Annotated in this window: 12 protein-coding genes and 1 pseudogene; 3 read left to right on the top strand and 10 right to left on the bottom strand. The window is 38.1% G+C overall.

Annotation, left to right across the window (positions count from 1 at the left end):
- Nucleotides 1-55 precede the first annotated feature (55 nt).
- Together NST02_RS10970 and NST02_RS10965 are read right to left on the bottom strand one after the other, a co-directional pair.
- Nucleotides 56-357 (bottom strand): annotated as a pseudogene (locus NST02_RS10970) (transposase); the annotation flags it as partial.
- Between the two features lie 76 nt (nt 358-433).
- Complete coding sequence (locus NST02_RS10965; RefSeq protein WP_137743162.1) at nt 434-976, bottom strand: YppG family protein; 543 nt, start codon at nt 974-976, stop codon at nt 434-436.
- Nucleotides 977-1,511: 535 nt separating this feature from the next.
- On the opposite strand from NST02_RS10965, the gene yppF reads away from it, so the two are divergent.
- Nucleotides 1,512-1,715 (top strand): YppF family protein, encoded by a 204-nt coding sequence (gene yppF, locus NST02_RS10960; RefSeq protein ID WP_095306507.1) that lies wholly within the window; start codon nt 1,512-1,514, stop codon nt 1,713-1,715.
- A gap of 40 nt (nt 1,716-1,755) precedes the next feature.
- On the opposite strand, the gene NST02_RS10955 is transcribed toward yppF, so the two are convergent.
- The 3 genes from NST02_RS10955 to NST02_RS10945 all read right to left on the bottom strand — a co-directional run bounded on the left by NST02_RS10955 (nt 1,756) and on the right by NST02_RS10945 (nt 4,039).
- Nucleotides 1,756-2,115: a YppE family protein gene (locus NST02_RS10955; protein WP_095306508.1), complete on the bottom strand. Its 360-nt coding sequence runs from the start codon at nt 2,113-2,115 to the stop codon at nt 1,756-1,758.
- A gap of 65 nt (nt 2,116-2,180) precedes the next feature.
- Nucleotides 2,181-2,453 (bottom strand): hypothetical protein, encoded by a 273-nt coding sequence (locus NST02_RS10950; RefSeq protein ID WP_095306509.1) that lies wholly within the window; start codon nt 2,451-2,453, stop codon nt 2,181-2,183.
- Between the two features lie 572 nt (nt 2,454-3,025).
- Nucleotides 3,026-4,039: a DUF2515 domain-containing protein gene (locus tag NST02_RS10945; protein WP_095306510.1), complete on the bottom strand. Its 1,014-nt coding sequence runs from the start codon at nt 4,037-4,039 to the stop codon at nt 3,026-3,028.
- A gap of 121 nt (nt 4,040-4,160) precedes the next feature.
- On the opposite strand from NST02_RS10945, the gene recU reads away from it, so the two are divergent.
- Together recU and NST02_RS10935 are read left to right on the top strand one after the other, a co-directional pair.
- Nucleotides 4,161-4,775 carry a Holliday junction resolvase RecU gene (gene recU / locus NST02_RS10940; RefSeq protein ID WP_137743163.1) on the top strand — a complete coding sequence of 205 codons (615 nt, stop codon included), beginning with the start codon at nt 4,161-4,163 and terminating at the stop codon, nt 4,773-4,775.
- 36 nt (nt 4,776-4,811) lie between these two features.
- On the top strand, nt 4,812-7,394 hold the full coding sequence (locus NST02_RS10935; RefSeq protein WP_095306512.1) for a penicillin-binding protein 1A: 2,583 nt from the start codon (nt 4,812-4,814) through the stop codon (nt 7,392-7,394).
- A 37-nt stretch (nt 7,395-7,431) separates the two neighbouring features.
- On the opposite strand, the gene NST02_RS10930 is transcribed toward NST02_RS10935, so the two are convergent.
- From NST02_RS10930 to NST02_RS10910, 5 genes are all read right to left on the bottom strand, one after another.
- Nucleotides 7,432-7,944: a YpoC family protein gene (locus NST02_RS10930; RefSeq protein ID WP_137743165.1), complete on the bottom strand. Its 513-nt coding sequence runs from the start codon at nt 7,942-7,944 to the stop codon at nt 7,432-7,434.
- Nucleotides 7,944-8,591, bottom strand: coding sequence for an endonuclease III (gene nth / locus NST02_RS10925; protein ID WP_095306514.1), 648 nt, complete (start codon nt 8,589-8,591; stop codon nt 7,944-7,946). Before nth ends, NST02_RS10930 begins: the two co-directional genes overlap by 1 nt.
- Before the next feature lie 30 nt (nt 8,592-8,621).
- A complete protein-coding gene (locus tag NST02_RS10920; protein ID WP_095306515.1) occupies nt 8,622-9,329 on the bottom strand; it encodes a DnaD domain-containing protein in 708 nt (235 codons plus the stop codon).
- A gap of 324 nt (nt 9,330-9,653) precedes the next feature.
- Nucleotides 9,654-10,946 (bottom strand): asparagine--tRNA ligase, encoded by a 1,293-nt coding sequence (gene asnS / locus NST02_RS10915; protein ID WP_095306592.1) that lies wholly within the window; start codon nt 10,944-10,946, stop codon nt 9,654-9,656.
- Between the two features lie 251 nt (nt 10,947-11,197).
- A complete protein-coding gene (locus NST02_RS10910; protein WP_137743166.1) occupies nt 11,198-12,385 on the bottom strand; it encodes a pyridoxal phosphate-dependent aminotransferase in 1,188 nt (395 codons plus the stop codon).
- Nucleotides 12,386-12,390: the final 5 nt, after the last annotated feature.

The raw sequence follows: 12,390 nt of genomic DNA, 5'->3' as shown, positions 1-12,390 counted from the left end.
GAGCTCGTATTCGGACTCGAGTCTTTCTCGCTTTCCCCGTTTTGTCCGGATAGAGTCAAGCACCTTTCACTCCCATCAACTCGTTTGAGTCCTGCTCAAGCAGGTTGCCAAGTCTAATTTCTTTAAGTTCCATGGCACTATAAGTAAGCATCGCCTGCATGGACTTGTTTTTAATCCCTCTTACGGTTATCCATCGCATACCATGCTTTTCTTTTGCATCGGCAAAAACTCGTTCAATCAACTCTTTACGGAGTGCGCATATTCCTTCATTTCATTTGTGTTACAAAGGTGTTCAGCTTCTTCTACATCTTCTTCCCAGTTGTGTCGCGGAATCGGCTTCTGATGATTTTTACTCTTAAGACTGTAGACAAACTTGATTTTTTATCGAGAGTTTGCCTACAGTCTGGGTCGTATTTTTGATCCGTTTAAAATGCTAGACTTTAAAGATTCCACCCAAGCCTTTTACCAACCCTGAAACTTGATTTACTGCATTCATCATTTGTCCAGCTGTATCAATCATTTTATTAAAATCTAATGAGCCATCTTGCTGCTTAAAAGAATTCATAAAAGAACTAATTCCAGTAGGTGGTCTATTTCCACCGATCCCCGGTTTAGGATAAGGATGCATATATGGATTCATGTATCCCACATAGGGATTCGTCCCTCCTTGATTTTTCTTCGGTTGAAGAGGATCTTGCAAAATAGATTCAACAGGATAAGGTTGTTCCTGTGCAAATGGTACTTCTCCCTGGGTTGGAGGATATTGGCCAGTGTTCATGTGCCCATATGGATACTGTTGGCTTTGATTCATTTGACCGTAAGCATGCCAACCATGATTTCCATATGGAGAGTAATAATAGTTTTGATTACGGACAGCGTTATGCCACCCTTGCCCTTGCTGGATTGGCCATGAAGATGGAAAACGATGAGGCGGAGCTTGATAATAAGCTTGATTTGTAATTGTTTGACCAAACATTTATTTCTCCCCTCCTTATCTTCATACAATTGTGAAATAAGATTTCTCATGAAACGTTTTTTAATTAATTAGGGTGAATGCCATCCTCAACTATGTGAAAGGTTGCTGTGCCCCACTTCTTTCGTTCCCCGATCAAAAGTAAACTTCATGCAAATTCAGAACTAATATATCTTCCCTTAACGAATAAGAGTGATCCATCATGATAATTTATGATGGATCTGCCTATGTTGTGACAATTGCAGTCTCCTCCTTAAATAAAGGCTTTGTTAGATGACGGTGTTAATTTTTTGCTCATTTTCTCACATCACTTCATGGAATCAGAAGACCTTTCAACATAATTGAAAGGCGTGTGAAACCAAGGTTTCACACGAAATGAGCCAAAAATCTCTTTATCAAAAATATAAAAAAATGTCTAAGGATGCAGGATAATGTCGGAAGTTTAAATTTTTGAAAAATTAAAAGACCATTTAATTTTATGTTACGATAAAGCGTAGAAATAGGATAAGCATAAGATAAGAAAAGGGGAGGAATATTGATGTTCGTTCACGAGCTAAAGAAAAAATTTTCAATCCACAAGAAGTATCAAACTGAAGATGTAAATGAATTGTTAGATTTCGCCAAAAAGGCTTATGTATCTAATGAAATCACATCGAGTGAGTATAAAAAACTAGTTCGTGAGCTTGAATCTCGAGGAGCTAAACTGCCTCATCATAAGACAGAAAATCAACCCCAATCTTAAATTGCCTAACGGGAGATTCCAGGCTCTAGGCTTCTCCCGGTTATTCTTTTTCTAATAGATCCTTTAATGACGTCAAAATAAAGCGAGCAGATTGCCAATAGTTTATAAATCGCGTTCTACTTGTTTCAGGAAAAAACGCTTGAACCGAGAGCAGTTCCATCTGTTCAGAGGCTGATTCAATTTGTTTTACGTGTAAATATTTAGGCTTTTTCGCTTCAATCCATTCTTTTGCCAGCGTTTGCCACTCATCTTTTACTTCCCTTACCTGCTCTGCAAATGGTTTTACCTCTTCATAAAAGTCGCCTTTTTCCTTCGTTTTCTTAACCTCTTCAAATTTTTCAAGAATTTGTTCAGTAAACTCCAATAATTTATTAGTTAAAGCTAATAAGCTAGTACTCAATATCTTTTCTCTCCTCTAAAAAAAATAAAGCAGCACAGCGCTACTTTATTGTTATTGTATTTTGATTAGTAGCCAAGTTCAAGTTTCATGTGCTGTCCTTGAACCGCTTCTCCCTTCCGTTTCTTCTCAATTAATTTTAAAGGTCCGCTGTTACATGCATTTTCAAGTCTTGTAATGCGGCTCTCAAGACTCATTAATCTTGTAAACTGATCGTTTATTGCTTTTTTCCGGTTTTCTGCTAAATTTGTGTCAAGTGTTTTTTCAAGTTCCTCCAACTGATCATAAATTTCAGTTAATTTTTCAAGTAATTCTTCTTTTTGGATACTCTCCTTTTCCAATTCAACTACCTCCTCAATTTTTAACCTCTGTGCTTTTTTTAATTGTGGCTTTGTTAAATATCGGAGTTGCTTTTGCCTCATTTTCTTTCTGGACCTTTCGGCATAACTGAAAAGCGTATAAAACCTTAGTTTCACACGAAATAGGCCGAAAATCTTTTGCTCAACCATATTGTTTAACAAAGCTTAGACTGTTCATAAAAAGGGGCTTTTCATAAGAGACTGTATTTTCGTACAGATGATCTAGTTCTCCATAATCTTTTATGTATATGCACTATATTCTCCCTACATCAAAGACCTCCTTCATCGTTGACAAAACTAGTTGTGTTTCGGCAAAGATAGAACTATTTTTCACCGCGATAGCGCTAATTCGACAAGAAGAATGAAACATGCAGCTCCTGAACAAACTAAAAAAGGAGGTGCTGATGATGAAAAAGAAGAAGAAACAAACAAATGCCCAGCCAAAAAAACTAGAAGAAAGAAAGACTGGCTTTGGTGATAAGAAATTAGAAGGCCCCGACAGACCTTCAACATAAACCTATGGCGATCCATTGAAGAGAATTATGGAGATGAAACTAATCGTCCATAATCTCTTCTTTCTTTTTATAGATGGAAAGTATCCTTTCTAATCTTTCCTTAAATAATATCGTCCGATGGAGTTTTTTTTGCTTTCTTTTATACCAGCTTGTTAAAACAACAGGATGACGATGATGAACGGTTGTTGTAAACCAATTCGGTTTAAGCTTTTTCTGTTTTGACCAGTCCTTCAAAGGCTCCATTCGATGATGAACAATCGGATAGGCAAGCCTTAGCTCCGGTGTAACGCTGTTAGCTTTATTTTGTAGGTACTGCTCATAGTCACTACGGGAACCTGTATGGATCGTGTTAATAGCGAATTCATAGAAATATGAGTATAAGCCCTCATGAAATAAAATCGAAACAAGCCGTTTGCCTAAGTCAATTCGCTTATCAACAGAACGGAAACCGTTGACGCTTGCACCAAATAATTCGCCATGTACAGTGGGCAATAATACGCAGCTGTAATGAAACCAATCTTGAAAGGAAAATAAAAAAGTTCGAAAGACATGTTCTTTATAAAAAGAATTTTCTATGACTGGTTTTTGAATAATATTTTGTTCATTAATAATTAATGCTAATAATATTCTCACATGGTCTTGCGAGTGCCAATAATGCCTCCATTCCTGTTCCATGAACTGGGAAACCTGGAAAAACTTCAGCAGGTGAAACATTGCCTTCCCTTTTTTCGTCGAATATTGGTAGAGAAGGAGTTGAGGGTAAGCATCCTGAAAAATGAGCCAATTTGCTTTTTCATATGTTTGAAATAATAAATCTCTTTTTTGTTTTCCAATAACTTTTGAGAACCACTTTCCTTTTAAATCACACATATTCCAGCCTGCATTACGGGATACCATGTGAGCTAAAAAGGACCATTTTATCGCCTTATTTTCTTGATAATAGCGAAGATATGCTTCAGTTCTTGAGAGGTTATCTATATTATTTTGCTTTACAAGGCCCTTGATTGAGTGTATTATCTTTCTTTCAGTGCCTGATAAATCAGCGTATTCCATAATCAAAAGAACACCTTCTTCTGTAGCGGCTATCTTTAGAATTCGTTAATTAGTGCTTTTTATTCAACCAAAGAGCGTGGACTTCTGATATGATAAAAAGGAGTTTGTGAGGTGTTTATCATTGGAATTCCATTATCCAAACGGAAAGAAATTCATTCAGCCAGGTGAAAAGAAAATAACAAAAAAGACAAAGGAGAAGGACTTCACCTACAGTAATAGGGGAATGACTTTAGAAGAAGATTTAAACGAGACGAATCAATACTATTTGGCGAGCGGAAAAGCTGTCATTCATAAAAAACCCACTCCTGTGCAAATTGTGCAAGTGGACTATCCGAAAAGAAGTGCTGCTGTGATTAAAGAAGCTTATTTTAAACAAGCTTCTACAACAGATTATAACGGTGTTTACAAAGGAAGATATATTGACTTTGAAGCTAAGGAAACTCGTTTTAAAACCTCTTTTCCTTTGCAAAATTTTCATCAGCACCAAATTGAGCATATTAGACAAGTATTAAATCAGTCTGGCATTGCTTTCGTTATTCTTCGCTTTTCCAAAATCGAAGAAGTATACTTGCTTGAAGGAAAAACATTGCTGTTTTTTTGGGAAAGGATGGAAAACGGGGGGAGAAAGTCGATTACTTTCAAAGAGGTAGCACAATATGGGCATAAAATATCACTTGGATTTCAACCGCGAATTGACTATATTAAGATTATAGATCAGCTCTACCATCTTAATTAATGGAAACGTGAGTAGTAAAAGGAAGGATGAACATATATGGCAGAAAAATACCAATCAAGAGAGGAGCGCCGTAAGCAGCTTAATAGTAAACAAAAAGGAAAAGGGCGAAAAAAGGCCAAAATATCAGTTAAGCGTATTTTTCTCTTTCTTGTTGCCTTAGGAATTGTAGGATTGCTTATTGGCGCTGGAACTTTTGCTTATATGGTTAAAGATACTCCAAAGCTTGATGAAAAATTGTTAAAAGATCCAATCTCATCCGAGCTTTATGATATAAACGGAAATTTCTTTGCAGAAATTGGTTCAGAAAAACGGGACTACGTGGACTATGAGGATATCCCAAAACAGGTCGAGGAAGCAATATTAGCCACTGAAGACACCCGTTTTTACAAGCATAACGGGGTTGATATTATTCGCTTAGGTGGAGCTGTCGTAGCTAATCTAACCGAAGGCTTTGGTGCTGAAGGTGCAAGTACCATTACCCAGCAGGTCGTCAAAAACTCATTTTTAACACCTGAAAAAACATTATCCCGTAAAGCTCAAGAAGCATGGTTATCCATTCAGTTAGAAAGAAAGTATACAAAACAACAAATTTTTGAGATGTATGTCAATAAAATTTGGATGGATTCTGGAGGACATGGAATTGCCACAGCAGCTAAAGTGTACTTCGGGAAAGAATTAGATGAATTAACGTTAGCAGAAACAGCATTGCTCGCTGGTATGCCACAAAGTCCAGCTAATTATAATCCATTTAAACATCCAGAAAGAGCGGAAAAACGCCGTAACATCGTCCTTACTCTTATGCATAAGCATGGCTTTATCACTCAGGAGGAAATGGAAGAAGCTAAAAGCGTTGATGTCACTTCAACATTGGTCCCAGAGGATAAAAGATCTACCGGAGATATTCCGTATGACGCCTTTGTTGGCCATGTCGTAAAAGAAATCAAGGCAAAGTATCCAGATATTGATCCATTTTCAGATGGTTTGAAAATATATACAACTCTTGAGCCGGATGCACAAAAATATGTTGAGGATATTCTAGATGGCGATGAAATTGAATATCCTGATGAAAAATTCCAAGCAGGCATAACTCTTTTAGATACTGCTACTGGCCAGATCCGCGCACTTGGAGGTGGACGCAATCAAACGGTTGACTTTGGCTTTAATTATGCGACAGATGCAAAAAGACAGCCAGGCTCAACAATAAAACCAATTATTGACTACGGTCCTGCTATTGAGTTTTTAAAATGGGGTACTTATTATGCTTTAGATGATAAACCGTACACATATTCAACTGGAGATAAAATCAGCAACTGGGATAATAAGCATATGGGTGTCATGTCAATGCGTACCGCACTGGCTTTATCGCGAAATATCCCTGCGCTACAAGCCTTCCAAGCAGTCGGAGCAGAAAAAGCGAAGCAATTTGCGATCGATTTAGGGATTCCGCTTAAAGAAATTCATGAATCTTACTCCATCGGTGGTTTTGGTGGCGAGGATAAGGGCGTTTCATCACTGGAAATGGCTGGCGCCTACAGTGCATTCGGCAACAATGGATTTTATACTGAACCCTACTCTGTCGTTGAGATTGAGCTGCGAGATGGCACGAAATTGAAAATGAAGCCTGATTCCAAAGTTGTGATGCAGGACTATACTGCGTTTATGATCACTGATATGCTTAAGGATGTCGTACAATCAGGAACCGGTACAAGAGCAAATATATCAGGCTTGCCACTTGCCGGAAAAACCGGAACGACCAATTATCCCGATGCAGATAAAAAGGCGTACAATATTCCAAATGGCGCTGTACCAGATGCATGGTTTGTTGGTTATACAACCAACTATACTGCTGCTGTCTGGACAGGATATGATAATAAAAACGAAAATTATTTAGTTGGTGATGACCAAAAAATTGGCCAAAGATTATTTAAAAATATTATGGAACATGTCCATAACGGGAAAGAAACAGCGGATTTTAAAGTTCCGAATACTGTTGAAGTAGTTGAGATTGAAAAGGGAACAATTCCAGCTAAAAAAGCAAGTAAGTACACTCCTAAAAACATGATCATTACAGAATATGCTGTAAAGGGCCACGCTCCAAAGGAAGTATCTGATAAATATGATAGACTTGAAGCACCTGTTGATTTAACAGCAGATTATGATACAGATAGTAATGAGATTGTATTAAACTGGAATTATGTTGCTGAAAACGAAAATGGCGTCCAATTTGAAATTTATGTGAAGAAAGATGATGGCGCAGAAGAACTGTTAACGGCACAATCTGAAAAAACGCTGCGAATGAAAGCCGATTATGGTGGATATTACACCTTCAAGGTTATCGCTGTTCGTGATCAACAAAAGAGTGACCCCGCAACGGCAGCCATTCAAATTCCTGATCCACTCATTTTTGATGGGGATGATGAGAATGATGACAATGGTGGTCCACCATGGGGTCGAAACGAGGAAGATGAAGAAACAGACGAGCCAGATAACGAAAATCCTGGAAACGATGAGCAAAATGATAACAATAATGGCCAGCCACAGCAAGGAAATAACCCAGGTCAAGGTCAGGGCCAAGGTCAAGGAAATCAAAATGGCGGGAACCAAGGTAATCAGCCATAAGAGAAAGGCGTCCAAGCTTATGCTTAGACGCCTTTCGTTATTTTTTCATATTTTTCATGGCAATCATCTTTTTATAGCCTTTCTCCTGTTCAACAAATAGCTCACATAATTGCATATAAGAATGAAATAAATTAGGTCTTTCAATGATAAACTGTAAACGCTCTTCAATATTGACAGGCTTAATGTGTAAATCACCATATGCAATTTCTGGATTTAAAATGGACGGTTGATTGTTTGTCCAATGCAGGAATTCAACAAACAAACCGCTCCCTTTTCTCATAGAATTTAAAGCTGCTTTCGTATTTCTCATTGCAAACTCAGCTTGAAGCACCGCTTTTACATTCAGCCATTCCTGTAATAACGAGGCAATGCTATGTTGAGGATCATCCCATGGCCTCAAGCCTTCTTCACCTAAAAAATGAGCTGCTTCGTACATAAAGGGAATTTGAAAATCACTCCCCTGCATAGGGGGGCTTATCGTAATTTTATCCTCTGGAAAAAAGAAAGAATGCTTTAATTCCTTTGGCACCGTCCGTACGAACTCATTCATTATTTCTTCGCCATCCTTTTCTTCCCTTCACGGCAAAGATCAAGCAAAGGACAAATGTCACACTGAGGATTTTGCGCCTTGCAATGGTAGCGCCCAAAAAAGATTAACCGATGATGAGTTACGGACCATTCGTCCTCAGGAATTTTTCTCATCAGTGTCTTTTCAACCTCTAATACACTGTCTTTCCACCTGCAAATAGCCAACCGCTTGCTTACGCGCTCAACATGAGTGTCAACGGCAATTGCCGGGACGCCAAAAGCAACAGATACTACGACATTTGCTGTTTTGCGCCCAACACCTGGCAGCTTTGTTAGTTCATCCCTGTCTTTCGGAACTTCCCCATTGTACTCCTCTAGCAATAATCTACAAAGCTTTTGAATATTTTTTGCCTTATTACGATAGAGACCAATGGAACGAATATCATTTTGCAGTTCTTCTAAAGATACATTGAGATAGTCCTCAGGTGTTTTATATTTCTGAAAGAGATCTTTCGTTACTTTATTGACTAATACATCGGTGCATTGCGCTGATAAAGCAACCGCAATGACCAGTTCAAATGGGTTAGAATGTACGAGCTCACAATGAGCATCAGGGTACATTTCCCCTATTTTATCTAAACAAAATCGAATTTGTGTTTTATTTAACATTTGCCTCACTCACTTAAAAAGTTTCCATTTTTATTGTTCCAACCAGTTATAAAAGGGAACTGCTTCAGGGCGACTCGTTTCCTCTTCACTGTTTGTACGAACCGAATGTCTTGAATTCTGCCTGAATTTATTCCCATAGCTTTTTGCTTGCTCAATCGTCTTGATGCCATTCTTCTTCCATTCAAAAAGAATTCGATCAATATAACGAAAGTTCAGCTTTCCTGAAATAACAGCTTCTCTTAATGCAGCCTTAATAATGATTGGTTCATGACGATCATCATCCAGCCATAAGGCCAATGTTTCACATTCAAATGGTGATAACGGCCTGCCGAATTCCTGTTCAAAGACTGTGTATAGATCCATTTCATTTTTTTCATTTTGCTCTTTCTGCTGTGCATTTTGATTAAATAAATATTCATTCACAAGCTTCTGCCAAAGCGGTTCAATCGTATATTTTTCAAAACGAATCCCTTCGTTAGAATAGCCATCATCTATTTTAATAAAGCCTTTTTGAATTAATTTGCGAAGCAATTCCGTACATTGGCTTGTTGAGATCGTCATTCTTGAAGAGATTTCTGTAGGAGTTGGAAAGTCATTCCCTTTTTCTAGAAACGAAATAACATGCAGCAACAATACTAATTCATTTTCATTAATATTCATATCTTTATAATAAAGCAATAAAGCTCTCGGAATAGAAATATTTCCTTCCTGAACCCATTTCACCATATTCTCGTTCATATAGAGACACCTCCCTCTAAGTATATCACGAAGTCCAGTTAACAAGGTATGGAGAAATTAGTCAAGCTAGCATAAAAAAGTTAGCCATTTTCATTTACTTCAAGGTATTGGGATCAAACGTGCTCGGTGCGATTTTGAAAATTTAGTTTAAAAAAGTTTCTGTTAAAAATGAAGCACAGGGCACATACATACATAACGAATTCTGATATTTTTCGGATAATTGCAAAGCTGGATGCATTCCTTAAAGGAGTACCGCCTATAAACAATCGCTCCCTAACCGTTAAAAAAGCAAAGCTCGCCTTCAGTAGCGAGCTTTTCATCAAATTAAGGATATAAACGATTTAACAAACGTGGAAATGGAATCGTTTCACGAACATGCTCTACTCCGCTAATCCAGGCAACAGTTCGCTCAAGGCCAAGACCAAAGCCGGAATGTGGAACAGATCCGTACTTTCTTAAATCTAAATACCATTGATAAGCATCAAGTGGCAAATTATGCTCCTCAATTCTTGCCTTCAGCAAATCAAAATCATGGATACGTTCAGAACCTCCGATAATTTCACCATAGCCTTCTGGGGCAATCAAGTCTGCACATAGTACAACATCTTCTCTTTCATGATCTGGTTGCATATAAAAAGGTTTGAGACTTGTTGGATATTTCGTAATAAATACAGGTTTATCATAATGTTCCGCTATCGCTGTTTCATGAGGAGCACCGAAATCATCCCCCCATTTAATATCGTCAAAGCCCTTTTCATTTAAGAATGAAATTGCATCATCATAGCTAATGCGCGGAAATGGTGCTTTTATGTTTTCAAGCTTACTTGTATCTCTACCTAGTGTTTTTAACTCAATCTGACAATTCTTAAGTACTGATTGAACGATATGCGAAACATATTGTTCTTGCACTTCTAAATTTTCCTCAAATTCAACAAAGGCCATTTCAGGCTCAATCATCCAGAACTCAATTAAATGGCGACGTGTTTTTGATTTTTCAGCTCTAAATGTCGGTCCGAATGAAAATACTTTCCCAAGGGCCATTGCCGCAGCTTCCATGTATAATTGACCACTTTGGGATAAATACGCATCCTCATCAAAATATTTCGTTGCGAAAAGCTCGGTTGTTCCTTCAGGAGCACTCCCCGTTAAAATAGGCGGATCAACCTTTGAAAAACCTTTTTCGTTAAAAAATTCATATGTTGCGCGAATAATCTCATTGCGAATTTTCATGACCGCATGCTGACGACGCGAGCGTAGCCATAAATGACGATGATCCATTAAAAATTCTGTTCCATGTTCCTTTGGGGTGATCGGATAATCAACAGCTTGATGCAATATTTCAAGCCCTTTTACAAGAAGTTCATACCCTAGCGGTGAACGTTCATCCTTTTGAACAACCCCTGTCACATACACAGATGATTCTTGTGTCACAGATTTCGCAGCTTGAAACAACTCCTCAGATACTTCTGCTTTGACCACAACTCCCTGTATGAAGCCAGTTCCATCTCTTAACTGCAAAAAGGCAATCTTTCCGCTAGAGCGCTTGTTAGCGATCCATGCTCCAATTTTGACTTCCTGTTCTACATATTTGTGTACTTCTGAAATCGTTGTTTTCATCACTTGTCTTTTCCCTCCAAAAACTTACCCACTTGCTTTTATATGTACTTAAAAGCCTCATTTCCAATAAATAATCGATTAAAATGCACTTCATCTTATTATACCTTTACAAAATTGGACAATCAATAAAGAAAGTACAGGATTGCCCTTACCCTCTGATTCCCGAGTTGACTATTATAGCTCAATTATTCTTAACTGTAACTTTCAGAAAAAAGCAGACAGACGATATTTAGCCTGCCTGCTGAACCACTTTATATTTTGCTTTTTACAAATTGATGGATCCTTGCCACTGCCTCTTCTAACAACTCTAATGATGTTGCATAAGAAAGACGAATATTATCTGGTGTTCCAAAACCCGATCCTGGAACAACAGCGACTTTTGCCTCTTCTAAAAGGCCTTCTACAAAGTCATCAACGCTCTCATACCCTGTTAGCTTCGCTGCTTCTTTAACATTTGGATAAAGGTAAAAAGCTCCTTGCGGTTTAATACATGAAATCCCAGGAATAGCAACAAGCTGATCATAAATGACATTGAGCCTATGCTCGAATGCTTCTTTCATTTCTGCAACAGGTGCTTGTGGTCCTGCATAAGCCTCAATCGCTCCATATTGGGCTGTAGTAGTTGGATTGGAGGTACTATGGCTAGCAAGATTTGTCATTGCGTTAATGATCGTGGTATTACCGGCGGCATAGCCAATTCTCCATCCTGTCATCGAATGGGATTTCGAAACCCCATTGATGATAATCGTTTGCTCTTTTAATTGAGGTGATAATTGGGCGATTGATACATGCTGATTTTCTCCATAAACAAGCTTTTCATATATTTCATCTGAAATAATGAGAACATTTTTTTGTAAGCAAATTTCACCTAAAGCTAATAGCTCATCACGAGTATAAACCATCCCTGTTGGGTTACTTGGTGAATTTATTATAACAGCTCTTGTCTTCTCAGTAATTGCTGCTGTGAGTTGCTCAGGGGTGATCTTGAAATCATTTGCTTCAAGCCCTTCGACAAATACTGGAATACCATCTGCCAGCTTTACTTGCTCCGGGTAACTAACCCAGTACGGGACAGGAATAATCACTTCGTCTTCTTTGTTTAGGAGAACTTGAAAAAGAGTATATAATCCGTGTTTTGCGCCACTTGTCACAATGATTTCATTTGGCTTATACTCGATTCCTTGATCAGCTTTGAATTTTTTCACGATTTCTTCAATAAGTTTAGCAAGCCCTGCTGAAGGAGTATATTTCGTATGTCCCTCATTCATGGAAACAGAAGCTGCCTCAATAATGTTTCGCGGTGTGTTAAAATCAGGTTCTCCCGCCCCGAGACCAATAATATCATGGCCTTCAGCTTTTAACTGCTTTGCTTTGGCTGTAATCGCAAGAGTTGCAGAGGGGGTTAATGCTTTTACTCTTTGAGCCAGTTGAATTTCCATTTCCT

Source organism: Robertmurraya sp. FSL W8-0741, assembly GCF_038004005.1.
In the GTDB taxonomy this organism is placed as follows: Bacteria; Bacillota; Bacilli; order Bacillales; family Cytobacillaceae; genus Robertmurraya; species Robertmurraya siralis.
This window is presented reverse-complemented; position numbering and strand designations above follow the sequence as displayed.

Excerpts from the sequence above, each read along its gene's own strand:
- NST02_RS10965 (WP_137743162.1), bottom strand. The coding sequence starts at position 976 with ATGTTTGGTCAAACAATTACAAATCAAGCTTATTATCAAGCTCCGCCT.
- yppF (WP_095306507.1), top strand. The coding sequence starts at position 1,512 with ATGTTCGTTCACGAGCTAAAGAAAAAATTTTCAATCCACAAGAAGTAT.
- NST02_RS10945 (WP_095306510.1), bottom strand. The coding sequence starts at position 4,039 with ATGGAATACGCTGATTTATCAGGCACTGAAAGAAAGATAATACACTCA.
- NST02_RS10935 (WP_095306512.1), top strand. The coding sequence starts at position 4,812 with ATGGCAGAAAAATACCAATCAAGAGAGGAGCGCCGTAAGCAGCTTAAT.
- NST02_RS10930 (WP_137743165.1), bottom strand. The coding sequence starts at position 7,944 with ATGAATGAGTTCGTACGGACGGTGCCAAAGGAATTAAAGCATTCTTTC.
- nth (WP_095306514.1), bottom strand. The coding sequence starts at position 8,591 with ATGTTAAATAAAACACAAATTCGATTTTGTTTAGATAAAATAGGGGAA.
- NST02_RS10920 (WP_095306515.1), bottom strand. The coding sequence starts at position 9,329 with ATGAACGAGAATATGGTGAAATGGGTTCAGGAAGGAAATATTTCTATT.
- asnS (WP_095306592.1), bottom strand. The coding sequence starts at position 10,946 with ATGAAAACAACGATTTCAGAAGTACACAAATATGTAGAACAGGAAGTC.
- NST02_RS10910 (WP_137743166.1), bottom strand. The coding sequence starts at position 12,385 with ATGGAAATTCAACTGGCTCAAAGAGTAAAAGCATTAACCCCCTCTGCA.